We start from the raw sequence: 25362 nt of genomic DNA, 5'->3' as shown, positions 1-25362 counted from the left end.
AATTTAATTTCCGGGAAGGCCAAAATCACCCCTTCCTTAGAAAATATAACTCCGGAAATAGTGGATTGGCTGGATGATATAGTGAGGCGGGTACTTCAGGCTGCTTGAGTTAGGCAACTAAAAGTTGCAAAGTCGAGGATGATGATGATGACGAGGAGGAGGAGGCATCAGAGATTTGGTTTGAAAGAATTAATTATTTCTTTTTGCTATATGATTTGCTGGAATTGGGTTGTACAGATTATTTAAGAGATTATAACTTTGAAAATTCATATAAATTTGGATTTGCTTATAAACTTTTACCTAAAGAGGTTGAGGGTTATACGTTAGCTATGCACTACGGTATGGCATATAGCAGAGATCAATTCCGAAATAGCCACTTTAATTTTAAATGCAATTATAAAATTGATGAAATGAAATTGCTGCCCATACGTATATTTTATACTGATAATTGTGGATTCGATATGGAGTTGTATCCGGAAGACTATTCTGATTTGGACTTCATCATCAATCGATTGAAAACAGCCTATACTTGCTACTTTCTAGATGCAACCAGTCGCGTAGAACATATGATTCAGGAGGAGCTCGATGACATAGCTGATCCCCCTGGAAATATTCGTGATGACCCGGAAAGTCTTAAAAAAAGTAATGAAGAATCTTTAGCAACAATCGAAAAAATTAAGAGAGAAATAGGCTTTGCGTATTGTACGTTGGATGGTCGATTGAGTTTGATCGAGAGAAAGCAACAAAAACTCAGGGAAGCCTTATGGTTGCTATATGATAGATGCATTAAAGAACATGGTACGGTTGGGAGTTATTATCAAAGGGGAATGATATCTTTTTCTAATGGAGATTATTCAAGTGCGTTCTTTGATATCAGGGATTTTATCGATCAGGGAGGAAGCGAAGAACATTTTTCATATCAAATGCTTGGGGAAACTCAAATTGAACTGGGACTATTTAATGAAGCGATTCATTCTCTAAGCAAAGCAATTGATATAGACCCTAAGAAAAAAGAAACTTACCTATTCAGAGCTATTGCTTATTTTGAACAAGGAAATTTTGAGAAGTCACTTGATGATTACCTCAGTTCAAATGGCTCTTTAAAATATATTGATCCCGGAAACAAAAAATCTTTTGATTTTGCCAAGGGGTTAATTACCGGAGCTCAGGGGGGAGGAAAAGATGCTATCGTAGAACTTGCGCCTTCAATCTATTCGTCAGCAAAAGGTCTTGCGCATGGGTTATGGTCTTTTGCTTGTGATCCCATTCATGTTTCTCAAGACTTTGTTGATAGTTGTCAAAAGATTATTCAATATCTCTCACAAGAAGGCGTTTTAAATACTTTGCAGATTGTTGTGCCTGAAATGAAAGAGCTAGTCGAACGATGGCCTAATTTATCGCAAGAGGCGCGTGGTGAAAAAATGGGCTATATTATTGGGAAATATGGAACAGACTCTCTTGCCTGCCTCGGAGTGATGAATGGAGCAAAATATTTTAAAAATCTCAGCAGGGCAAATAGAGTTTTAACAATCGATGCGATCAAGGATGCAAAAAAAGCAAAACGAATTAAAAAGGTTTCTGATCAATGGTGGGAAAAAACAAGTCCCCTACTTGAAGAATTAAAAAAACAAGAAGGTCGATTTGATCAAAATTTAGCTAAAGCCTTTAGGAATCAAAACCTTAATGAAACACAAGTAAGAAAAATCTTGCACGGAGCAGGATTTAAGACATTTCCTAGACCAAAGGGAGTGCCTAATAATTGGGTTGTGAAAATTGCTGATAAAAGTGGTGGTATGGAATATTTACATCCCTCCAATCAACATGCTTCAGTTAGAGTAATGCCGGGGAAATCACATAGTCCAAATTTAAACCAACAAAAACCATATATAGTTCAAAAGAAGGATGGAAAGGCTTTTGACGAATATGGAAATTTAGTAAATCAAAATGCTGCAGGAGCCCATATATCTTTCGATGATTTTGTTTATAGGGAATAATTTTTTATGGATATAGATAGAAAACAAATACTGGAAAGTTGTTTGGAAACAATAGAGGGTATTGCTGACAAAGAATATCAAAAAAAAATCTGGATACGAGGAGAGGGGCCTGAAGTTGATGACTTTAATGAAACAACATGTAATTTTTTCCAAGATGGTAATGGAATTATTCAAAATTATAAAGATTTTAGCTTGACTCATGAACAATACCAAATCCTAAGAAAGTTTCGGGATGCATTCGAATCATTTTGTTCAAAATATGAAGTTGATAATGAATCAATGCTTAATCATCCTGAATGGACCAAGATTACGGAAATAGCTAATGAGGTTTTAAAGGTGTTTGATTATTACAAAGATCATAAATAGTAGACTATACCGAAATAAACTGAAGAATTGGTTTTTATCTTCGCCGGCATCTTCGACTTTTTATCCTTCATTTTTGCGTAAGGTGAGTTTAAAAATCTCAGCAGGGCAAATAGAGTTTTAACTATCGATGCGATCAAAGATGCAAAAAAAGCAAAACGGATTAAAAAGGTTTCTAATCAATAGTGGGGAAAAACAAGTCCGCTACTTGAAGAATTAAAAAAACAAGAAGGTCGATTTGATCAAAGTTTAGCTAAAGCCTTTAAAAACCAACAGCTAAGTGAGCCTCAAGCAAGAAAAATCTTGCATGGCGCTGGGTTTAAGACGTATCCTAGGCCTAAAGGAATTCCTTTAGATTGTCAGGTGACAATTTCTAAAAATGGTTTTGGGATGGTGTATATTAGAAAAGGCACAACTGCAGATCAAGCTTTTCATATATTGATGAAAAATAAAATTGATTCACCAGTATTTTCATCTGTCTTAGAATCAACAAAAATTATATCCGATTTAGATTACCAAAAGAGAATATGGATTATGGCGTCTGATCCTCAAGTTGTAGATAGCTATGATGATACTATTATGTTCTTTTTAGAAGATGCGGAAGCAATTTTAGAAGCAAGAAAAGACAATAAAGTGAAAATGACAGATAACCAATACAATCTGTTATCTCATTTTTATGAGGTTGTTGAAAATTACAGCCTTTATTGTAAATTAGAGGATAAAGATATCATCAAAGATCCAAAATGGATAGAGATTACAGAGTTGGCTAAAAAAGTCTATGACGAACTAAAGGACAAATAGCATGCAAGTAATAGAAGGTATCCCGCTGTACAATATACCTCAAGGGGGATAAACGCGGCACTGATCGATTTTTTGATACTCTTCACGGATGCGATTCACTTCTTCTTGATCGGTTGGGCAGGGGGAGAGATCCCAAATTTGGGTCGCGTAATTGTGTATTGATACATCGGTTGAGAAAAGGCCCATTCCGGCAATGTTTCGAAGTGCAAATTCTGCCCAGCGCATTGGATCTTGATAGAGTTCATCGACTTTTTTATGGGTTTCATAGTAGGCATTGAGATCATTTAAAATAAAGTAGCGATCGGGAGCTCCACCATAGACCCCTTCAAAAATACTTTCATGAAGATAGGCAAGCGCATTTTTTTCGTCTTCATTTTCAGTGAGAGAATCATTGATAAGGGCCTCAAGTACTCGATTGATCTTGGGGTTTTCATAGGCAAGGTCTTGAGGGTGGTATGTTCGCTCTCTAGCCATGGTTAGGTTTTCTTCTGCCGATGATCCAAAAGCAAAAGGCCACCATGCCTCTCCGATGGCTTCTTTCATCTCAATATTAGCCCCATCGTTTGTCCCTACGGTGAGAGCGCCGTTGATGGCGAGTTTCATATTCCCCGTTCCGGAGGCTTCCGTTGAAGCCGTTGAAATCTGCTCTGAGACATCAGCTGCAGGAATAAGGACCTCAGCTTTGCTCACATTATAGTTTTCAATATAAAGGACTTTCAAATATTCGCGAGCTGCCGTATCGCGCTCGAGCATACGGCTGATGCAATAAATTAAGCGGATCACGTTTTTTGCAAGTTGATATCCCGGTGCTGCTTTCCCGCCAAAAATGAGCATGCGCTTGACTTTTCGTGCAGAGGGGTTTTCTTTGAAGTCGTAATAGAGCATGAGCATATGAAGGGCAGCCATGAATTGCCGTTTATATTCATGGATTCGCTTGATCTGAATATCATAAAGAGCCTCAGTCCCTAAGAAAGGTTCAAAATCGGGATAAAAATTATATTTTGCTTTGCACTCAGGTCTAAAATGATCGATGAGATATTGTTTATTCATCGTTTTAATTTTGAGAAACTCTTTTTGAACATCAGGATTAGAAGCCCGATCGCCCAATTTTGCAAGTTGGGCAAAATCGACAATCCAATCGAATCCAATCAGTTTAGTGATGAAGTTGGAGAGGAGGGGATTGCAATGCAAAAGCCATCGACGTTGAGTGACTCCATTCGTTACATTGATAAATTTTTCCGGGAACATTTCAAATATATCGCGAAAGACAGTTTGTTTAAGAAGTTCCGTATGTAATTTTGCCACACCATTCACTTTATGAGAGCAGAAGATGGTCAGGTAGGCCATGCGTACCTGATCGGAATGTAAAATGCTCATCATTTTAATTTTATCATTATTATCGGGATAGCGCGCCTGGATTTCATGTAGGAAATGTTGGTTAAGGCGTTCAATGAGTCGGTATTGTCGAGGAAGAAGCTCTTGCATGCGGTAGATGTTCCACTCTTCTAATGCTTCCCGCATCACCGTGTGGTTAGTGTAGCTGCAAACCGTACGTGTTATATCAAGCGCTTCATCAAACGTTTTGTCCTCATTTTGCATGAAAAGGCGGATGAGCTCGACGACGGCTAGAGAGGGGTGGGTGTCATTGATTTGAATGCGGACCTTATCGGCAAAGTCATCGATGGTATTATATAAAAAACGGCGCTCTGCAATGATGTCTTGAAGCGTTGCCGACACGAGAAGGAATTCCTGTTTAAGGCGGATCCGTTTTCCCACATCGTTATTATCGTTGGGATAGAGGACATCGGTCAATGAGGTGTTTTCAGCAGCGCTTCCCGTATCGCCGGCATTATATCTTTGGAGTGAGAAATTGCGTGGGGATTCTTTTGTTGACCAAATGCGCAGTGTCGTTACGGGGAAGGTTGAAGTGCGAGAAAATCCGACAATGGGATAATCATATGGGATCGCTCTTACATCTTCTCCATTAGAAACATCATAAACTTCTTCACCTTTTGCATTGAGTCGCTTTTGCAGCTCTCCCCGAAAATGAACGGTGGCAGCTTGAGCATCTCGACGAAATTCCCAAGGGTTTTCATATAATAGCCAACAATCGGGGCGCTCAATTTGAACCCCATTTAGGAGTTCCTGTTCAAAGATTCCATATTGATAGCGAAGTCCATATCCAATCGCAGGATATTTTTGAGTTGCAAGCGAATCGAGAAAACAAGAGGCAAGACGACCTAGCCCCCCGTTACCAATCCCGATTTCCGGTTCAATAAGCATCATCAGATTAAAATTCCGATCCACTTTTTTTAAAACGGCATAGACAAGGTCATTAGAGCAGAGGTTTGTCAAGTTATTGCCGAGGAGACGTCCCGGCATATATTCCATCGAAATATAATAGATTTTGCGCACATTTTTTTTAGCATAGGTGTGGTTGGCTGCGGCCCAATTGATCAAAATCTCCTCTCTCAGTGACCAGCAAAGAGCTCTATAAAATTCGATGTCGGATGCCCCTTCAAGAGTGCGGCCCATTGTTGTCAAAAGATAATGTTTGATTTTTAAAATAATGACTTCGCTTTGGATATCAATGGTGTTAGTCACAGAGCAAATCCTATGGATGGTGAAAGTTTCTCTTGATATATCAAAAAAAATTTCAAATGACTATAAAATTGCAGTGGATCCAATAATTGCTTTTAAAATGAGATAGATGATGATGCAAGAAAGGGCGCTTGACGGAAGTGTAATAATCCATGAAGCGATGATATCCTTCAGCATGCTCAGATTGAGCGCAGAAATTCCCTTTGCAAGTCCTACTCCAAAAACAGCACCAACAATACAGTGTGTTGTTGAAACGGGGAGACCTAGTTTGGAGGCGAGCAAAATAGTTGCAGCTGCACCAAACTCTGCGCAAAATCCGCGAGAGGGGGTCAAAGCGGTAATTTTTTTGCCAATGGTTTCAATGACACGCCATCCCCACGTGGCAAGTCCAATCACAATGCCCAAACCACCTAGAGCAAGAAGCCAGAAAGGAATTTTGGCGCTGAGCGCAAGATTTTGAGGGTTTTTAATGATTTGAATGGCAGAGGCAACGGGACCGATGGCATTGGCCACATCATTAGCTCCATGCGCAAAGGCAACGAAACAAGCGGATAAAATTTGTAAGTAACCAAAAAGCTTTTCCACAACCTGATAGTCGGAGACCTCTTTTTTCACGGGCATTTGCTGGGCTATTTTCTCAGATAGGGCTTTCATTGATTTGACTGCAGCGGAAACTTCATCCCGCGTTTCTCCTGAAGAAGAGAGCTTGAGGCGTTGTAAATGTTTCAATGCTTTGTTTAAGCTAAAGAGTTGGTGTCGATGTTTTAGAGAAACTGAACCTTGAAATTGGGAGTCTACATGGGCGTGCTTCACTAAAAAAGCGGTTAAAAGTGAGGCAAGAGATGCAATAATAAATGCCCCGCCAAGAACAAGTAGAATAGGAAAATGAATATCAAAATTTTTAACGCCGCTAAACCCTAATGTAATAAAAAAGGTGAAAAGTACGATAAATACGAGATAGGGCATGAGGCGTTTTGTCGCGTCAATGGGATGAAAGGCATAAAGTACTTTTTTCTGAACCGCGCTAAAAATGATAAACGAAATCAAAGCGCTTAGGCCGGGAGATAGAATCCAGCTCACGGAAATGGAAAGCACTTCTTTCCATTGGATTGCAGCGCTTCCGCCAACAACAATTCCAAATCCCATAATCGCACCTACAATGGCGTGGGTTGTCGATACGGGCCAGCCAAAAAAGGAGGCGAGTTGCAGCCATATTGCCGTTGCGAGAAGAGCAGAAAACATTCCGATGAGAAGAGAGCTCGGATCGTGGGTGAAAAAGTTAAGATCAATAATGCCCTTTTGGAGGGTTTCAGATACATTAGAGCCCAAGAGGGCAGCACCTGAAAACTCCAAAATAGCTGCGATAATCACAGCGCGCTTTAAAGTTAGAGCCCCCGAACCAACAGACGTTCCCATGGCATTGGAGACATCATTAGCTCCAATAGTCCAAGACATATAAAAGCCTGCTGCGAGGACAAGAATAATTAAGAGAAGTTCAATACTCATCAGTTATTATTTTAAATCTAAAATCATTCGAATTCTTATTGCGAGTTTTTCGCAAAGGTGGGAAATTTGCCCAATTTCCTCAATCAAACGGATCCACATATAAAAAACAGGTGTGGATAATGCATCAGCTTGCGCAAAAAATTGCTTCATCAGCTGATGTTTTAATAAATCCGACTCATATTCTCTATAAGAGGTTTGATCGACCATTACTTTAACGCGTTGCGCTTCCATGCCACCAAAGGAGGCTTCGAGCAATTGTTCCATTTCTTTTGTGATCTTTAACGTATCGTTAAATGCTTCGATATTTTTATCGAAGAGTTCTTTCAGCCCTTCATGCAATTCCCGAATGGGTTCAAAAGGCTTCAAAGTAAGCAAATATCCAATTTCTTCTGCTTTGTCGGCAATACTATCTTGGAGAGCTAAAATCTCTAGAATTTGAGAGCGGTCAACGGGTAAGAATAAGCTTGTAGGGAGGTGATTGCGGATATCGTTTTTGGTTAAATCAGCTTCATGCTCCAGTTTGGATAAAATGGGCACGAGACCCTCAATTTGATCGAGCTGATGATTGAAAATCGCCGTAAAGATTTCAGAGAGTTTAGTGATGCAAGCGCCCACTTTTTCCATATGGGACTGGAGAGGGGCAAAAGGGGATTTGCCGAAAAGTCTGGCAATTGTCAACATTGATCTCACCATGAATTAAGTGAGCTCATTCTAATCAATCCCCCCGATTTTGTAAACTGAATTGAATCATTCCCGCCATAATAGGGGTTATTTTAGTGTTAAAGTCCGATCTATCTATTGGTTTCTGTAAGTGTATGAAAATCAGACTGTTGCGGATAAATCAAAGTATTTATCAAAAACTAATCGTATTCAAAATGAGCTAAAAAAGCTGTCTTAATTCGGAAGGCTTAATCGGTCTTGGGATTCCAAGAGGAAGCTTGCCCAGATGTAAATTTCCAATACGGATCCGTTTGAGTTGGTCGATTTTGAGTCTTGCATTAGAGACGAGAAGACGCACTTCGTGTTTTTTCCCCTCAGTCACTGCAATTTTCACCGTATAGTTGTTAATGAATGTGACTCGAATTGGCTTGATAAAAGTCCCCTCGATATATGATCCCTGACAGATCATCTTAAATTGCTCATCTCGAATCGGATGGGTTGTTTTAACGAGGTATTCTTTCTCAATTTTTGAAGAAGGGTGGATCAATTTTTGGGCAAAATGACCGTCATTTGTCACAATCAATAGACCGGATGTTTCCTTGTCGAGTCGGCCAACAGTGAAAAGGCGTCGTTTTTCATGGGACGGGAAAAGGTCGAGCACGATGTGTTCTCCCGGGAGAGCCGTACTTGAACAGATAAAGCCGCGGGGCTTATTCAATAGGTAAATGACTTTCCCTTCGGCCCCTTTGAGGGGTTTCCCTTTCACCTCAATCCGATCAACACCCAGTTCAACGGGTGTTTGAGGAAGGGTTACCGTTTGGCTATTAACGCGTACATGCCCTTCCATGATCAGCTCTTCGGCTTTTCTTCTGGAGGCCACACCACAGGCAGCAATCACTTTGGATAATCGATTTTTCATAGGAAAGAGCATATCAAAGACAAGGAATGAATGCAATCAAATCAATCGACCAAGCGGGGATGCCGGTGACAACCAATATAAAATTTTAATTTACAGCCTCAGGTAGATTTTTAATTTACTCCGAATAGGGTATAGGGGTATAACGAAATGGTCTAATTAGCTATAATGAGTGCCTTTATATGAAAAAAGCGATTTTAGTACTACTGCGTCATGGACAGTCAGTTTGGAATAAAAAAAATCTTTTTACGGGGTGGATTGACGTTCCTTTGAGCCCTGAGGGGATAGAAGAAGCGATCAAGGCGGGTCATCAAATTAATCAAATTGATTTTGCTGCCGTATTCACTTCCGTATTGATTCGGGCCCAAACAACGGCAACACTCGCTATGAGTGTGCATACGCACGAGCGGGTGCTTGCGTTTCAACACGACGATCCGATGATGAAAAAAAATGCGCGGGTTTATTCGGAGAACGCAAAAGAGCAGCTCATCCCCGTATTTACGAGCTGGCATCTCAATGAGAGAATGTATGGCAGTTTACAGGGGATGGATAAGGATGAGGCGCGTGCCCGGTTTGGTAAAGAACAGGTCCAAATTTGGCGTCGCAGTTTTGATGTAGCTCCTCCTGAAGGTGAAAGCTTAGAAATGACAATGGAGAGGACTTTGCCTTATTTTGAAGAGCATATTTTGCCTTATTTAAAGAGAGGGGAAAATGTTTTAATCTCAGCTCATGGAAATTCCCTTCGATCCATTGTGTATGCAATTGAGGGGATGACAAAGGAAGAGATTTTACATTTTGAGATTCCCACGGGCATGCCGCTTTACTATGAATATGCCAATGATCGCTATGAGAAAAGAGGTTGATTGATGAATACAAAGGAGTCTCTGACAGCTCCTGCCTTTCAGAATGCAAAATTGCAAGAGGATATCCTCTCTGCTATTGAATCATTATATGATCTTGTGGGAGCGAGTGCCGATGATCAATTCGTATTGACGTCTTCTAATGCCGAGAGCGTCACACAAGTCTTTTATCATGTCTATTTTGAGCATATTTTAAAAACGGGAAAAAATCAGATTCTCATTTCTAATTTGGAAAGTGCTTCAACGCTTCTCAATGCAGCCCGTTTAGAAGCGGCGGGATGTCGTGTCGATGAAGTGTCTGTGAATTCGGAAGGTCTTATCACGCCAAGCATATTGAATCTGCATACATCTCCCAAAACAAGCATACTATTTATTTCTCTTGTCAATCCGTTAACGGGTGTCATTCAACCCATAACCGAGATTGCCGCCTATTGCCATCGCCATAATATTTTACTCCATGTGAACCTTTCCGATGCCATTGGGGGAACCTATTTCCATTTTGATGAGTATCCGATAGATACAATTTCTTTTGATGCAACAAGTATAGGTGGGCCAAGAGGCTTAGGGGCTCTATTTGTTAAAAAGGGGAAAAAGATTTCTCCGCTCATCCCAACAGCTGAGCGTATTAATCCCTCACGCGGAGGTGCTTTTGAGCCCGAGCAGTTACTTCAATTTAAAAAAGCAGCGTGCACGCTAAAGAGCGAATTCGACTCTATGACACTGAATGCAGCTCGGTTAAGAGATCGTTTCGAAGCGATTTTAAAAGACCGCATTCCGGACGTTGTGATCCCTTTTGAGCAGCAGCTACGCGTTGCTCATCTTTCGACGATTTGTTTCCCGGGGGTTGCGCAAGATCTCATGCTCTTCCATTTAGCCCATCAAAATATCAATGCGAGTATGGGTGGAGGAGAAACTCAAAAATTACAGCATCTCTTGACAAAGTGCGGGATGGATGCCACTTTAGCCCGCTCTTCTTTAAGTTTTAATATGTTTCAAGATAGAGATGAAGAGAGACTTGATTATATGGTAGAGATCATTGTTGACACCTATTACAAATTGAGAAAAATCTCATGCGGCCTCTCATTTGAGGAGGAAGACTGATGCAATTTTTTACCCCCTTTACTTGGTCTCGTTATAGCAAAGCGCTGAAAGCTTCAATTTTATATCCCCATAATGCCGGAACCATTACGCCTGAAGATGCTCAAATGAGTGAAATGCGGCTTCTTTCAGGTTCTGCGGGGCGTTTGAAGGACGGTAACTTTGCTAAAATCTATCTGCTTATTGATGAAGAGGATGGGCTCATTGCCGATGCAAAATTTCAAGCTTTTGGTGATAGCGCTCTGATCGGATCTCTACAAATTCTGTGCAATTTTGTGTTGAGAAAGAACTATGATCAAGCCTCTCGCATGACGGCAGATCTTATTGATAAACAGGTGCGCGAGCGCGAAGATCAAAATGCCTTTCCTCCTGAAACCTATCCCCATCTCAATTTGGCCCTTTCAGCCTTAATGGAGGCGTTAGAGGGATGTCAGGATATTCCTTTTGCCATCAATTATGTTCCACCTGTTCCTTTCGATCGAGAAAAAGGCAATGAGGCGCCCGCCTTTCCTCATTTTAATGATCTCAATGATGCGCAGAAAAAAGCCATTATTGAAGAAGTCATTGAAAAGGATATTCGTCCCTATATTGAACTCGATGCGGGGGGGGTTGAGATTACGAAGATTGATGGGTATCAAATTACGATTACTTATCAGGGGAATTGCACATCATGCTATTCGGCAACGGGAGCCACGCTCTCTGCGATTCAATCTCACTTACAAACAAAAGTAAATGAAAATATCGCTGTCATCCCCGATACGTCAACCCTCACATTTGTTCCTTAAAACTCAGGTCAGATGTCTCAAGCTGCCCGATTGGATGCAGTGCACTTTATAGTGAAGATCTTCGAGGAGGAGAAAGCCCTCTTTGGAAATACTGCGGACATAACCTTCGATTCCATCAACGCGGACAAGCTGATTGACAAACGCGAGATGCCGGTCATAAATCTTTAAAATAGGGCTAAAGCCCTCTTGGTGGAATTGATTGATTTTTTCTGCAAAGGATTGGGCGAGCATTTCAACGACGTGCGCTATATCGTATTCGCGATGATTTTCTAAAAAGATCGATGTCGCAGGTTGGTCGATCATTGAGGTGTCTTGCATATTGACATTGAGCCCAATACCAATCAACATCACATGATGATCTTGAATCGGTTCGGCTAAAATTCCCGCAATTTTTTTTCCATTCACAATAAGATCATTGGGCCATTTGATTTGGCCGCGGATTCCAAAAGTTGCTAAAAGTTCAATCACGCAGATACTGAGGATTTGCGTATATTGATGGGGGTATCTTTCTTCTTGATAGTCAAAGCAAAATGTTGTTAAAAGATTTTGATGTGGTAAAGAAATCCAAGCGCGGTTGTGTGTCCCAAGACCATGTGTTTGATGAGAGGTATAAATGACGCCTAATTCACCGGCATCAAATTGAGCATAATGCTCTTTGGCATAGCGAGTGGTTGAATCAATGCGCTCTAGGAAAATGGGTGTTATTTTTTCAATCATACGGTAATAATAGATCAAAACACTATTTATACCGAAATAAATTGAAGAATTGGTTTTTATCTTCGCCGGCATCTTCGACTTTTTACCCTTAATTTTTTGACCTATCTTCAATAGGATTAAAAAATTAAGCCGGCTAAAGCCTGATAAAAATTCGAAGCGCCATCAAAGCTAAAACCCCAATTCTTCAACTCATTTCGGTATATGCAAAGTTGAGAAAAGGAAAGTCATTGTTTTTTGATGCCAAGGTGCTTAAAAGATTAGATTTTAAGGCGCTGCCCATTATTTTATGCTTGATGATCATTAGTTTAATGGTGATCTCTTCTTCGACGGCAGAGTTCAAGCCGGGTGAAGAGGTCTATGTTACGCGAGAGGTTATGGGACAGTTGCGCGCCTTTTTATTAGGGCTCTTTGCCTATTTCTTTTTTGCATGTATCGATTACAGAAAATTACGCAGCTATGCTTGGCTCTTATATATTGGAATGCTGATCCTGCTTGTTGGATTGTTTTTTACATCACCGATTCAAAATGTTCATCGTTGGTATAAATTGCCATTGATTCCATTTACAATACAACCGTCTGAATTTGCGAAATTGGGCGTGATCATGATGCTGAGCTTTTTTCTCGAAAGGCACAAAGCAAAGGCCCATCGATTGTCTGTTTTTTTACAATCATCACTCATTGTCTTTATTCCGTTTGTTTTAATCTTAAAACAACCCGACTTAGGAACGGCGCTTGTATTGCTGCCGATGATGTATGTTATGTTTTATTTTGGGGGAGTGAATCGCAAAATAATGATTGCATTATCAATGATTGGTGTGGTTGTATTTGGATTTGTGATTAGCTTGTTTAGTGGCATTCTTTCGCATGAAGAATTGAAACCTGCGATGACTAAAGTCTTAAAAGAATACCAATATGAGAGGCTCAACCCCAATACGTATCACCAGCAGGCCGGTCAAACGGCGATTGCTCTTGGACGAATGACCGGCTCCGGTTGGCATCAAAGTGAGTATACCGCTAAAAAATGGTTGCCATTCGGTTATAGCGATTCGGTCTTTTGCGTTTTTGTTGAGGAATTTGGGTGCTTAGGCGCTTTTTTGCTTTTAGGCTTGTTTTTTGCACTTATTTATTTTAGCTTTCAAGTTACGGCAGTTGCTAAGGATGACTTCGGTCGTTTGCTGTCTGCAGGGATTGCCGTATATATTTCGATGCATGTCATCATTAATATCGGGATGATGGTGGGTTTTTTACCCATTACAGGCGTACCGCTTGTTCTGATTACATGTGGAGGTTCATCTGTTTTAGTGACGATGAGCGCTCTCGGAATATTACAAAGCATTTATTCAAGAAGGTATATGTTTTAGTATGTATCATCATTTATTTATATTTAATCCCGGATGTTGGATTGGAGAGGGCAATATTGATATGAATGCCTTATCGGATCGACTTATTTATTTTATGCGATGGAGATCTCTTGTGATTGACCACGAACTAATGGAGTTTGAGGCGACGCAAGAAATTCAAATCGCCGGTCATACCGATGTCATGTACAATCACTTTCTATTCACCAATTTTGATAAAAAGCATTTCGATGTGGTGTTAGAGAACCAAGCTTGGGGTGAGGTGAGTGGCCGGGGAATGGTCGATGACCGTTTTATCGGTTGGGAGTTTAGAAAAAATGACCTTGGTTTTGAAGGATATGAATTCTATGAACTTCAAGATGATGAGACATATCACATTAAAGCGGAGTTCATCACACAAGAAGATTTACGTACAACGATTGAAGGAAAGATCTGGAAACAACTAGCTCCTTCAAAAACAGAAATGAAGGAATAAAAGAATGATGAAAATGCGGTATTTACCTTTGCTTGCGGCGCTCATAGTCGGATGCGCCCATGGTGCACTCATGACGATTGATGATTTTTCTAATATTCAAGTAGGGACATCGATTCAAGAAGTTGAAAAGAAATATGGTAAACCGATTCAAACAAAAAAAGAGGGGAATCGGATTGTCTATGAATATGTCGAGCGGATCAAAATGGGAACGGATACGGTTGAAATGCGGAAATACTTTTTTGTTGTGCGCGATGGCAAAATCGTGAACAAGTATGTTCGCTATAAGAATCCACCTGCCTATGACGAAGTCTACTCAGATGATATGTTCCCCGACCAGGGTGGTTAAAACATTAAAAACCCCCTCCGTTCGTGGACAAAAAAAACCACAGTCAAATAGACTGTGGTTTTTTTATATAGCAGGAGATCTACCGTTAGGCTTTGATATTGATATCAACACCGGCCGCAACGGGCAATACTTTGAGTTTGTCAATTGTATCGGGTGTTGGATTTAAAATATCTAATACACGGACATGAGTTCTCATTTCAAATTGCTCGCGTGATTTACGGTCAACGTGTGGAGATCTCAAGACAGTGTAAATTTCTCTTCTTGAAGGCAAAGGGATAGGGCCTACAACTCTTGCACCTGTGCGCTTAGCTGTTTCAACAATATCAAGTGTTGAGCGATCGAGGACTCTCTGGTCATAGCCCCTCAATTTGATACGTATTTTTTTATTTGGATGTTGTTTTGTCATATCCGAATTAAATCCTTCTTATTTTTTCATAATTTCTTCTTGCAATTTCGCGGGCACTTTTTCAAAGTGGCTAGGTTCCATTGTATATGTCGCACGTCCGGAACTCAAAGAGCGCAGTTGCGTTGAGTAGCCAAACATTTCACTAAGAGGAACTTCAGAGTCGAAAATCACAACTCCGCGAACATTTTTTTGATTCATAATTTTTCCGCGTCGTCGATTGATATCGCCCATGACATCTCCAAGGAAATCTTCCGGAGTTGTGACGCTGACTTTCATAATAGGCTCAAGAAGGATTGGCTGAGCTTTATTTGCCGCATCCTTAAGTGCCATCGATCCGCAAATCTTAAAGGCCATCTCGTTAGAGTCGACATCGTGATAAGATCCAAAGACGATGTCTACTTTGACGTCGACTAGGTTATATCCCGCGAGAACACCTGTTGAGAGTCCGTCTTCAATCCCTTTAATAACAGCCGGAATGTATTCTTTAGGAATGGAACCACCCACAATTTTACTTGTGATTTCATTTCCCTTTCCTTGCTCATTTGGCTGGATTTCGAGGCAAACGTGAGCGTATTGACCGCGACCGCCCGACTGCTTGACATATTTTGTCTCAGTTTTAGAGGGGGATGTAATTGTTTCTTTATAAGAGACTTGGGGCTTCCCAACATTAGCATCTACCTTGAATTCGCGTAGCATACGATCTTTAATGATTTCAAGGTGGAGCTCTCCCATCCCTTGAATAATAGTTTGTCCCGTATCCTCATCGGTTCTTACTCTAAATGTCGGATCTTCTTCAGATAAAGAGGAAAGAGCTAAGGATAGTTTTTCGCGATCGGCTTTAGATTTGGGCTCAATAGCCATAGAGATCACGGGCTCGGGGAATTCCATTTTTTCAAGAATTAAAGGGGCGTTTTCAGCACAAAGCGTATCGCCTGTTGTTGATGACTTTAGGCCGATGATGGCCGCGATATCTCCGGTATAGAACTCATCTTTATCCGTACGTTGATTCGCATGCATCTCCAGAAGACGAGAAACGCGCTCTCTTTTATCTTTTGTTGTGTTGAGAAGGGGCATGCCCTTTTTTAAGGTCCCCGAATAAATGCGGACGAATGTCAGACGACCAACATAAGGGTCAGTCATCACTTTAAAGGCTAAGGCAGAAAGAGGGGCATCGTCACTGGGATCAAGAGAGATCTCTTCGTCCGTTTTCATGCTAATTCCTTTGACGGCTCCGCGATCAATAGGAGAGGGCATCCAACGAGTGACGGCATCTAATAGAGGCTGAATGCCTTTATTTTTGAAGGCCGTACCACAAAGAACCGGGTTGATCTTGTTGTCACAGACACCCTTGCGAATGACTGCATGGATCTCATCTTCAGTCAGCGTTTCAGGAGCCTCTAAGACCTTCATCATGAAGTCTTCGTCTTCCTCATCGACTGTCGCAAGCTCTTCAAGAAGACGCGCTCTCATAGATTCGCATTGCTCTTTGAGATCAGCCGGGATTTCCTCTACATCGTATGCAGCGCCCAGTGTTTCATCTTTGAATACATAGGCTTTCATTGCGACGAGATCAACCATTCCTTTAAATTCATTTTCCGCTCCAATCGGACATTGAACGGCAATAGCATTCGCATAGAGTTTTTCCTTCATGGTGTCAATGCACATAAAGTAGTCGGCACCTACGCGGTCCATTTTATTGATAAAGGCGATTCGAGGAACATGGTATTTATCAGCTTGACGCCAAACGGTTTCAGACTGAGGTTGAACGCCGTCGACAGCGCTAAATACGGCAACGGATCCGTCAAGAACGCGGAGTGAGCGCTCTACTTCAACCGTAAAATCGACGTGCCCGGGAGTGTCAATGATATTGATTTTGCAATCTTTCCAGAAAACTGTTGTTGCAGCAGAAGTGATCGTGATTCCACGCTCTTTTTCCTGTTCCATGAAGTCCATGGTTGCAGCCCCTTCATGTACTTCCCCCAAACGGTGAAGTCGGCCACTATAGTAGAGGATTCGTTCGGTACAAGTCGTTTTTCCCGCATCAATATGGGCCATAATCCCAATATTGCGTACATTTTTAAGCTGCTCTTTTTCACTTCTTGGCATATTCAGTTTTCCTAAGTCTTATTTACCATTTATAATGAGCAAAAGCTTTGTTTGCTTCTGCCATGCGATGGGTGTCATCTTTCTTTTTAATTGTTGTTCCTTGATTGTTGTAACAATCGAGAAGTTCCAGCGCTAAGCCTTCTTCCATGCTTCGGCCGACTTTTGTTCTTGAATGGGTAATGATCCATTTCATAGCAATTGAAGAACGGCGGCTCGGAGCGATTTCTACAGGAACCTGATAAGTCGCACCACCGATCCGGCGAGATTTTACTTCTAAATGAGGTTTTGCATTCTCAAGCGCTTGCAAAAATACTTCGAGTGGATCTTGAGCGTTGATTTTTGTAGAAAATTTTTCTATTGCATTATAGACGATGCGCTGAGCAATCGATTTTTTTCCGTGAAGCATAACGCGGCTGATGAATTTTGCAACTTCATCATTACCGTATTTCAAATCTGGCTTTACTTTGCGCTTTTCTGCACTGTGCCTTCTTGACATAGATTTTAATTCCTTAAATACGTTAAAAAAAGAAGCCAAAAAAATGGGCTTCTATGAGTTGAATCCTAATTTAAAATCACTTAGGGCGTTTTGCGCCGTATTTAGAACGTCTTTGCTTACGATCTTTAACAGCAGCACAATCAAGAGCCCCTCGCACAATGTGATATCTCACACCGGGAAGATCCTTAACCCGGCCACCGCGGACAAGAACGATGCTGTGTTCTTGAAGGTTATGGCCTTCTCCACCAATATAAGCGATGACTTCGTGACCGTTAGATAGCCTGACCCAAGCAACTTTTCTAAGAGCCGAATTCGGTTTTTTAGGTGTTTTTGTCTTGACTTGAAGACAGACTCCTCGACGTTGTGGACAACTTACGAGAGCAGGTGATTTTTTTCGTTTAACTTTATCGCTACGTCCAAAACGTACAAGCTGGTTGACCGTTGGCATGATAAACTCGTTCTCCTTAAATAAATTGAAAAATTCGAAGCTATTCGCTGATTTGATGAAGAATATAGCGAAATCGGTAATTTAATGCAAAAGTCATTTAAGCTTAAAAATTGATTTTCATACATTTAAACTTATTATCAAATTTTCCGCATTTTGGGCTATTCCTGCAATCTGTTGACTATCAATCACTTAATAAACTCCTGATTTTAGTCGATATTAGACTCTAGTTTTCAAAATTATATTGTTACGCGTTAATTCCATTTGTTTATTATTTAATATTAAAAACCTTTTATTATTTTATAGTTGCCGATATAGGAATGAAAATAGATGAAGGTTATTTAAGGCGTTTGTTTTATGAAAAGACTTGGCATGTTTTTTTTCTATTTGAGTCTATTGGTTTCTTCAGCAGTAGATTGTAAATCCCTCTCTTTAAAAGATATACATCCTATTGCTATGCAAATGCTAACCTTTCATGTCGAATACAATGAGCTATCCCCTCTCCTTGTAAGGCGCAGTTTTAAGCTCTATATTCAGCAATTTGATCCGATGCATACCTATTTATTGCAATCTGAAGTGAATGATTATGTGAATATGAGCGATCGTAGGGCTCAGGAGATTGTCCAACGGCTGCTCAATCGAGATTATACCGATTTTGAAAGGCTTAATACGATTATGCAGGGGAGTGTTCAAAGAGCGCGGGATATTCGGGCTAAGGCTCTAAAAACAGTTGAGAGTAAACGATTTCAGGTCAATGAGATCGCAGTGAAGCCCACGACTAGCTATCCAAAATCAGTGACGGAGTTGACGGAAGCGAATCAGCGGCTCATAGAGATGTGGGTCCTTGCTGAGTCAAAAGGCCCTCATTATGACTATTATACTGATGAGGAAAGGCTCAAAGCTTTTCAAATTTGGGAAAGACGCCAGCAAAAGCATGAGAACCCCTACCTTTTTTGTGATAGCAGCGGTCAATCATTGAGCCTTGAAGAGGAAGACCACTATTTCTCCGAACATTATCTTAAAGCCTTTGCAATGAGCTTAGATCCTCATACAATGTTTTTTTCCCGAGAGGAAGTCAATCATATGCGGCTTTCTCTCCATAAACAATTTAAAGGGATAGGCGTTATCATTCGCGAGAGCGGTAAAGGTCCTTATATTGCTGATGTTGTTAAGGGGGGGCCGGCAGATCGATCGAAACGCATCTATTCAGGGGATTTACTGATTGCCATTGATGGAGATCGATTAGAGGCTCTTGAATTTGATCAGATTCTCAAAAAACTGGAAGGAAAAGACTTTACAAAAGTTGTTTTAACCCTGAAAAAACCATCTGATCCTGCTGAATATGAAGTTGTTTTGCGTCGCGAGCAGATCACAATGGATGATGAGCGATTAAAATATACTGTCGAGCCCTACGGAGATGGCGTCATTGGCGTGATTTCATTTGATGCCTTCTATGACAACGGGCGTGGAATCTCAGCTGATAAAGATTTGAGAAGAGCTTTTAGCGAACTTAAGAAACAAGGTAATTTAAAAGGGGTCGTGCTGGATATTCGCAATAATGGCGGGGGATTTTTATCCCAAGCCGTTAAAGTAGCCGGTGTGTTTATCCCCCGTGGAGTCATCGCCATTGCGAAATATTCAAATGGGGAGATTCAATATAGCCGCGATATCGATGGAAGTCAATTTTATGACGGGCCTGTTGTCGTCCTCACCTCCAAGGGATCTGCTTCTGCAGCGGAAGTCATTGCCCAAGCACTGCAAGATTACCATGCTGCCGTGATTGTCGGAGATGAGGCATCTTACGGGAAGGGATCAATGCAGTTTCAAAATATCACCGACCCTAAAGCTCCCCACTATTTTAAAATTACGGTGGGCCGCTACTACACGATATCAGGTAGAACTCCACAGCTCGAAGGCGTTAAATCCGATGTTGTCGTGCAATCCGAATACGCGCCCTATCAAATCGGTGAAAAATATCTCGAATATGCCATCCCTCAAGATCACCTTGGATTTTCATTCACCGATCCTAAAAATCCTCTCCGCGAGATTTCATCCGGTGTTGATGAAAACTATCTCTATTCTTCGTTTTTCCCACGGAATCGGATGAAGTGGAAAGCCATGATCCCACAGCTGAAAGAAAATTCTCAGAAAAGGCTCGCAAATGATGCCGACTACCAAGCTTTTTTGCAGAAAATCCAAGCACTTCGCGAAGATAAATCCAAAGGGCATCAAATGCTCCAGGGACTGAGCGATCTACAAATGCAAGAAGCAGTCAAAATTATCAAAGACATGATCGCTATAGATGAGCTGACCTCAAAATAGCCAACGCATCTTACGCAAACAGATCTAGTGTTTAATTGCAAAAATCCGCCGGCGGATTTTTGCAGTTAAACACTAGAAAAAGACTGAAAAAAAGCTCATTTTCAGAAACTCCTTGCAGAAAAAACAAAAAATCGCATAATTTAAGACACACTCATCGAAATGAAGCTTCTAAACTTCATATTCTTATGGCCAGATAGCTCAGTTGGTAGAGCAGAGGACTGAAAATCCTTGTGTCGCTGGTTCGATTCCGGTTCTGGCCAAACCTTTCACATTCTTGCCGAGCAAATGATTCGGAATTCTAGATTTCCTTAAATTACCCAAATGACTGGATTAGAATTTATTTTTAAGATGTTATTTTGGGATGCTTCAACTATTCAATTCAGACGAGCATTTTGATATGTTCCATTCTCTTGAAGAGATTGCAAGTATCAGAGTCTACTTGGGAAAATAGAAGTTCTCTAATCATCTCCGGATTTAACTCATCGAGCTCGATCTGAATTTTTGGCGACGCGACATAATGGAATCATTAGCCAAGGAGTCAAAATTTAGAGAGGGCGGAAAGATGGGCCAAGACACCCTAAATTTTAATTGTGACAAAGCACTTGTCCAGGCCCCAAGGGGTGCAGGATATTATGGAAGCAATCCTTTCAGTCAACGCAAATAAATGAGTTTATTGTGAGCAATCAAAAATTTTGCAATGGCGTCTCTCCACCTCTATTTCATCCGGAAGATATCTTTCTGTTTTTTTTTACTTGGAGTCCAATATAAATATATCATCCCAAGCCAATGTCTTTATTGCGCATTTCTTTATCCGTTCACTTAGTAGTTTGATATACTTCTGCATTCCATTTATATCCCCTAATTTATTATAGCAGATAATTACGTAGAGATAAATTCTCTCATGAATGTTTGGATCGATAGATATCAATTGCTCGAAATCTCGAAGGGCTAGCGCATATTTTCCTGCCCCTAAATTTCTCAAACCGTGCCATAGCACAGGATAATAACCACTCCAATCTTGAGCATGGAGTGGGTTCTTATATAATAGATCAATCATATTGTCTAATTCCGGGCAAAAAGGAGCATTAGCAATTAAGCTTTCTGCCAAAAGCAACTCTTCAATACTTCGATCATCATGTTCTTCAAATGGATTGAAAATGTAGCTTTTTGTACAACTTTTAACGTAAGGAGATACCGATACAGGAAAGTAGGTGGAATCGTAAATGATTCCCATATCTCCTAGGACATAAAACACTAACTGTTCCCCATGGGCTTTAACCATGGAGTAAAGTTTACTAACTGTCGTATATTCTCTACCTAGTTTGTCTTCTGATCGCAAGTTTAGATACCCCCTTAAGTCATCGATTAAGACAACGCCTTTTTGAGGCCAATTATTTAAGATAATTTCTAATTCATGCTCTAATGGAGAAACAATCCATTTTTTTTCAGAATAGAGCGTTCCTGTACCTTCCCCACAATAGTGAGCATCCAACCAATATAAGGGTCTTTCTAATTTAGAAATTTCAGGATATATCAAAAAATTAAAAGAATTATCGCAGTACATGGAAATATTCTGAAAACGAGCCAACCTTCGCTTTGTCTCTAAGAAGATGTTCTTGTGAATTTCAACCGTATAAACTTCTGAAAAACAGTGAGACGCACATTCTGCAGTCATTCCCGTATATGTCCCCGTTTCAACCAAGGTGTCTACATTAAAATTAGAAATCAGATGTCTCATAAACTCATTAGACAAATGATCCGGATGGGCATAAAGAGAAATGTCATAAGCAATTAATTTCGTCATAAACAAGCTTAAAATAAAAACGATATTTCTCATTGGAGCTCCAACAGTTAAATTTTGAATGATAGTATATGTGGATGTACATTTTGCCAATCAAAAGTATGGGAGTGGGTGTAATTAAAAGTTTTAGGCAATCAGTTGCGTAAAAGATGTGGAAAAACGTAGCATCACTCTTTTGAAGTCTTGTTGAGGAACATCATGCAGAAGATAGTCAAAACGTTATTAATTTTTGCGCTATTCAGTTTAATTTGAATGCTTTTGATATTGAACTTATAGAAAAGGAAGGTTTTGCATACACACGGCATAAGTTTTATCCTCGGGTGAACGCCACCCTATAAAACAGATGGTTTCATTAGATAACAGGCCCTTTTTTAGCTGCTCATATTCAGCAATCCATTTCTCTTGTGCTTCTCGGTTGGCCTTACCGGGGACAACAGCTGGTTTTTTATAGAAAAACTGATGTTGTTCAAGCCAATGCGTCATTCCTGAAACGGTGTAATCGATTTGATACGTCGCTTTGACATAGACAACAATATCTTTCACATACAAACAAACATGCTGTTGAAGGTGATTGCAGAGCTCTTCTGATTGGGTTTTTGTGAGATTACTCTCTGAACCCCCATTTTCCGGTTTAAGTTTTTGAGAGTTTTGATAATCAAGGATGTGCTGTCGCACTCCCTCATCACTGAGAAGCAGAACATCGGCTATCCGGGAATAAGACCATCCCCTGTCATAGAGCAAAACAGCTTTGATGCGGTCACAAATCCGCGTATCCCTCTCCAGCTTGTGCTAAGAGATTAGTTTGGTACGTTGATTGTGCGACAAGAAATTCATAAGAACATTTTTGATAAATCAAGAATTTTTTGAAACTGAAATTTCCAAATATAGAGAATCGGAAAACCCAATTTGCTTACGATAGAGCTATAGCGAAAGGACTTCCCATAGGATCGGGAAAAATAGAAAGCACGCATAGAAATATTATTCAGCAACGAATGAAAAAACCTGGGGCTTGGTGGAAATCAGAGCTAGCAGAAGCAATGATCAATCTCAGAATACTAAGCGCAAATGAAGACTGGGATGAATTTTGGAAAGAGGAAACGCCTCAAAGCGTGGCTGCCTAAATATGAGTACAATTTTTAGTTACACCCGAATGGAAGTGGAAAGCCGCATTCAGGAATTTCGATTGGCAAAAATTTCAAAAGTGGTTACATTTCGTTCAATTTTGTTGAAAATCATAGGTGTTCAGATGAAGTTTAGTGGTTTGTTTTGTATTTTTCCTTTTCTCTGCTTGAATATACAACTATCTGCAGTATCACTTTGTCATGTAAATAAGTATTTGCCAAAAGATGCTATTATTTTAGAAGCTGGAGCATATGATGGACATGATACTCTTAATTTTGTAGCTAGTTTCCCTCAGGGAATGATTTATTCGTTTGAGCCAATTCCTAGTTATTTTGATCTTGTTAGTAATAAGATAAAGGATCATAAGAATGTACGACTATTCAATTGTGCATTAAGTAGCTATACCGGTCAGGCTACTTTTTATTTTAGCAGAACTAATCCAGGAGCTAGTTCTCTTTTGCCAGCAAATAAGGATTATAAGTCGCATTATAATGATGTTGAAATGACTACTCCGTGTATTTCTCTAGAAGACTGGGTATGTAGATATAATATAGATCATCTAGATCTAATGTGGTTAGACATGGAAGGAGTAGAATATCATGTTTTATCTTCTTATCCTCAAATATTAGAAAAAACCTCATGTATCATTTTGGAAGTAAATTATGAGGAATTCAGAGAAAATATGTCGTTAGGCGATCAAATACAGGAATTATTAACACAGTATGGATTTGTGTGCACTCATATCGAAGGCGGAAAACTACAAAACGATCAGGTGTGGGTGAAAAAATCCTTATTATGATTTCAGAGTAAGGGCATAAATAGTTTCGTCCAATTGAGTAGCGTAAAATTTGCGTAATTAGGCTTTATGCAGCTGAATTTTCCGATTGGGATTTCGTGTTGTATGGCACTAAAAACAAAAGACTTCAGTAGTTAAACTGAAGCCTTAATTTGGATCGGAAGCTTGTTTCCATGGGTTTAGGGGAAGAGAATCGAACATAGTTGGTGATAAATTGCTTCTAAAACTGTTGTAGAATGCTTTACTAGTGCTCTTTCCCAAAACCCCCTAATACTATAATATTTTTTATAAAAAATTTTATAAGTAGAATTGAATGCATGTTTGGGTTTTTAAAACACTACAGAAGGCTCTTTGCAAGATTTGAAAAACTGAAATCCAGACTCCAATCCTTTCTTCATTTTGTGGCGGCACTGCAATGGCTTAGGTAAATTTCATAACAGAACCTAACATCTGACAACAAAAAATTTAATGCATTTGCTCTGGGGAAACAACGGTTATTGTTGACTTTAATTGGGAAGTGGAAAAATATGTCCAAAAATATTTTTACTTTTGGAGGTTGCAAAAAATTTCCAAAACTTGATTCATCTTACAAAGAATGATGTGGAATATGGGTTATTTGTGATTTTAAATACATAAATAAGTAGGATTACAATTTTATATAACACTTTTAGGGAGACCGTATGAGAGTTCCATTTGTCACTGTCTTGTTTTTCTTAACAATTAAGTTATTTAGTTATTCGCCAGAGGAATTAATAGAGCACGTACAAAAGAGCCTTGAGTGTGCTATTCATCATAAATCAAAGCTTACGCTTCCTCTTTTGCAAATTCACGGGATGTCCTCTGAAAAAAATAGACATTTTCTCAATAATATATGCACTCTTGAAGGGATTAATTATTTAGAAATTGGGGTATGGAAGGGATCTACCTTTTTTTCAGCTTTGTATAATAATCTAAATATCAATAGTGCTGTCGGGGTGGAAAATTGGTCATTGGATCCTCATACCCGGGATTATTATTTTGCAAATCTTAAAAAATTCAAGAAGTTATTACCTGCAAATCTCCGAATGATTGAGAAAAATTGCTTTAAAATTTCCTTGAAGGAATTCAAAGAACCGATTCAAGTATATTTTTATGATGGACGGCATGAAGAAGAAGATCAACGTATGGCGTTTACCTATTTTAATGAAATCTTAGATGATGTGTTTATAGCAATCGTAGATGATTGGAATCATCCTCCCGTTGAGAGTGGAACGCGCATAGCATTTAAAGAATTGGGATATAACGTACATAAAGAGTGGATTCTTCCTGCTCGCGGTAATGGCGATCTTGAGTTGTGGTGGAATGGATTATATGTTGCTGTAGTTGAAAAAAGTAAAAACAACTAAAAT

General features: G+C 39.9%; 23 protein-coding genes and 1 tRNA gene. 13 read left to right on the top strand and 11 right to left on the bottom strand.

The annotated features are described in order from the left end of the window. Positions 1 to 203 precede the first annotated feature (203 nt). The 3 genes from K9M07_05015 (at position 204) to K9M07_05005 (ending at position 3158) form a co-directional block, all read left to right on the top strand. On the top strand, positions 204 to 1994 hold the full coding sequence (locus tag K9M07_05015) for a hypothetical protein (GenBank protein MCF7852582.1): 1791 nt from the start codon (positions 204 to 206) through the stop codon (positions 1992 to 1994). Between the two features lie 6 nt (positions 1995 to 2000). Next, a complete protein-coding gene (locus tag K9M07_05010; GenBank protein ID MCF7852581.1) occupies positions 2001 to 2360 on the top strand; it encodes a hypothetical protein in 360 nt (119 codons plus the stop codon). Between the two features lie 300 nt (positions 2361 to 2660). Then, on the top strand, positions 2661 to 3158 hold the full coding sequence (locus tag K9M07_05005) for a hypothetical protein (GenBank protein ID MCF7852580.1): 498 nt from the start codon (positions 2661 to 2663) through the stop codon (positions 3156 to 3158). A 39-nt stretch (positions 3159 to 3197) separates the two neighbouring features. Here K9M07_05005 and glgP read toward each other — a convergent pair whose 3' ends face one another. The 4 genes from glgP to K9M07_04985 form a co-directional block, all read right to left on the bottom strand. After that, complete coding sequence (gene glgP, locus K9M07_05000) at positions 3198 to 5750, bottom strand: glycogen/starch/alpha-glucan family phosphorylase (protein MCF7852579.1); 2553 nt, start codon at positions 5748 to 5750, stop codon at positions 3198 to 3200. A 72-nt stretch (positions 5751 to 5822) separates the two neighbouring features. Further along, positions 5823 to 7265: an inorganic phosphate transporter gene (locus tag K9M07_04995; GenBank protein ID MCF7852578.1), complete on the bottom strand. Its 1443-nt coding sequence runs from the start codon at positions 7263 to 7265 to the stop codon at positions 5823 to 5825. 6 nt (positions 7266 to 7271) lie between these two features. Next, positions 7272 to 7946 carry a TIGR00153 family protein gene (locus K9M07_04990; GenBank protein ID MCF7852577.1) on the bottom strand — a complete coding sequence of 225 codons (675 nt, stop codon included), beginning with the start codon at positions 7944 to 7946 and terminating at the stop codon, positions 7272 to 7274. A 199-nt stretch (positions 7947 to 8145) separates the two neighbouring features. Further along, positions 8146 to 8844, bottom strand: a complete 699-nt coding sequence (locus tag K9M07_04985) for an rRNA pseudouridine synthase (GenBank protein MCF7852576.1) — start codon at positions 8842 to 8844, stop codon at positions 8146 to 8148. 179 nt (positions 8845 to 9023) lie between these two features. Here K9M07_04985 and K9M07_04980 point away from each other — a divergent pair, with 179 nt between their 5' ends. From K9M07_04980 to K9M07_04970, 3 genes are read left to right on the top strand one after another with little or no spacing between them, the layout of a single operon-like run. Continuing rightward, a complete protein-coding gene (locus K9M07_04980; protein MCF7852575.1) occupies positions 9024 to 9704 on the top strand; it encodes a 2,3-bisphosphoglycerate-dependent phosphoglycerate mutase in 681 nt (226 codons plus the stop codon). A gap of 3 nt (positions 9705 to 9707) precedes the next feature. Next, complete coding sequence (locus K9M07_04975) at positions 9708 to 10802, top strand: aminotransferase class V-fold PLP-dependent enzyme (GenBank protein MCF7852574.1); 1095 nt, start codon at positions 9708 to 9710, stop codon at positions 10800 to 10802. Then, the gene (locus K9M07_04970) at positions 10802 to 11584 is read left to right on the top strand and encodes a NifU family protein (protein ID MCF7852573.1); all 783 of its coding nucleotides are present in this window, start codon (positions 10802 to 10804) and stop codon (positions 11582 to 11584) included. The genes K9M07_04975 and K9M07_04970 overlap by 1 nt, the downstream gene beginning before the upstream one ends. A 3-nt stretch (positions 11585 to 11587) precedes the next feature. Here the strand turns inward: K9M07_04970 and K9M07_04965 are convergent, their stop codons facing one another. Next, a complete protein-coding gene (locus K9M07_04965; GenBank protein ID MCF7852572.1) occupies positions 11588 to 12301 on the bottom strand; it encodes a biotin--[acetyl-CoA-carboxylase] ligase in 714 nt (237 codons plus the stop codon). A gap of 293 nt (positions 12302 to 12594) precedes the next feature. On the opposite strand from K9M07_04965, the gene K9M07_04960 reads away from it, so the two are divergent. From K9M07_04960 to K9M07_04950, 3 genes are read left to right on the top strand one after another with little or no spacing between them, the layout of a single operon-like run. Next, positions 12595 to 13662, top strand: a complete 1068-nt coding sequence (locus tag K9M07_04960; GenBank protein ID MCF7852571.1) for an FtsW/RodA/SpoVE family cell cycle protein — start codon at positions 12595 to 12597, stop codon at positions 13660 to 13662. A gap of 1 nt (position 13663) precedes the next feature. Further along, positions 13664 to 14134 carry a hypothetical protein gene (locus K9M07_04955; GenBank protein ID MCF7852570.1) on the top strand — a complete coding sequence of 157 codons (471 nt, stop codon included), beginning with the start codon at positions 13664 to 13666 and terminating at the stop codon, positions 14132 to 14134. A gap of 4 nt (positions 14135 to 14138) precedes the next feature. Next, the gene (locus K9M07_04950; protein MCF7852569.1) at positions 14139 to 14480 is read left to right on the top strand and encodes a hypothetical protein; all 342 of its coding nucleotides are present in this window, start codon (positions 14139 to 14141) and stop codon (positions 14478 to 14480) included. A gap of 85 nt (positions 14481 to 14565) precedes the next feature. Here the strand turns inward: K9M07_04950 and rpsJ are convergent, their stop codons facing one another. From rpsJ to rpsL, 4 genes are all read right to left on the bottom strand, one after another. Next, positions 14566 to 14886: a 30S ribosomal protein S10 gene (rpsJ, locus tag K9M07_04945; GenBank protein ID MCF7852568.1), complete on the bottom strand. Its 321-nt coding sequence runs from the start codon at positions 14884 to 14886 to the stop codon at positions 14566 to 14568. An 18-nt stretch (positions 14887 to 14904) separates the two neighbouring features. Beyond that, positions 14905 to 16992 (bottom strand): elongation factor G, encoded by a 2088-nt coding sequence (gene fusA, locus K9M07_04940; protein ID MCF7852567.1) that lies wholly within the window; start codon positions 16990 to 16992, stop codon positions 14905 to 14907. Positions 16993 to 17014: 22 nt separating this feature from the next. Next, complete coding sequence (gene rpsG, locus K9M07_04935) at positions 17015 to 17488, bottom strand: 30S ribosomal protein S7 (protein ID MCF7852566.1); 474 nt, start codon at positions 17486 to 17488, stop codon at positions 17015 to 17017. 76 nt (positions 17489 to 17564) lie between these two features. Next, positions 17565 to 17936, bottom strand: coding sequence for a 30S ribosomal protein S12 (gene rpsL / locus K9M07_04930; protein MCF7852565.1), 372 nt, complete (start codon positions 17934 to 17936; stop codon positions 17565 to 17567). 354 nt (positions 17937 to 18290) lie between these two features. Between rpsL and K9M07_04925 the strand changes: the two genes are divergently transcribed. Together K9M07_04925 and K9M07_04920 are read left to right on the top strand one after the other, a co-directional pair. Next, complete coding sequence (locus tag K9M07_04925) at positions 18291 to 20255, top strand: S41 family peptidase (protein ID MCF7852564.1); 1965 nt, start codon at positions 18291 to 18293, stop codon at positions 20253 to 20255. A 187-nt stretch (positions 20256 to 20442) separates the two neighbouring features. Further along, positions 20443 to 20515, top strand: a tRNA-Phe gene (locus tag K9M07_04920). A 488-nt stretch (positions 20516 to 21003) separates the two neighbouring features. On the opposite strand, the gene K9M07_04915 is transcribed toward K9M07_04920, so the two are convergent. Both K9M07_04915 and K9M07_04910 read right to left on the bottom strand, forming a co-directional pair. Further along, positions 21004 to 22092 carry a hypothetical protein gene (locus tag K9M07_04915; protein MCF7852563.1) on the bottom strand — a complete coding sequence of 363 codons (1089 nt, stop codon included), beginning with the start codon at positions 22090 to 22092 and terminating at the stop codon, positions 21004 to 21006. Between the two features lie 234 nt (positions 22093 to 22326). Next, positions 22327 to 22731 carry a winged helix-turn-helix domain-containing protein gene (locus K9M07_04910; GenBank protein MCF7852562.1) on the bottom strand — a complete coding sequence of 135 codons (405 nt, stop codon included), beginning with the start codon at positions 22729 to 22731 and terminating at the stop codon, positions 22327 to 22329. Positions 22732 to 23179: 448 nt separating this feature from the next. Here K9M07_04910 and K9M07_04905 point away from each other — a divergent pair, with 448 nt between their 5' ends. Together K9M07_04905 and K9M07_04900 are read left to right on the top strand one after the other, a co-directional pair. Next, positions 23180 to 23977: an FkbM family methyltransferase gene (locus K9M07_04905; protein ID MCF7852561.1), complete on the top strand. Its 798-nt coding sequence runs from the start codon at positions 23180 to 23182 to the stop codon at positions 23975 to 23977. Between the two features lie 677 nt (positions 23978 to 24654). Next, positions 24655 to 25359, top strand: coding sequence for a class I SAM-dependent methyltransferase (locus tag K9M07_04900; GenBank protein ID MCF7852560.1), 705 nt, complete (start codon positions 24655 to 24657; stop codon positions 25357 to 25359). Positions 25360 to 25362: the final 3 nt, after the last annotated feature.

It is taken from the genome of Simkaniaceae bacterium, assembly GCA_021734805.1.
Classification (GTDB): domain Bacteria; phylum Chlamydiota; class Chlamydiia; order Chlamydiales; family JACRBE01; genus Amphritriteisimkania.
The sequence above is the reverse complement of the archived record's forward strand: the minus strand, read 5'-3'. Positions and strand labels throughout refer to the sequence as shown.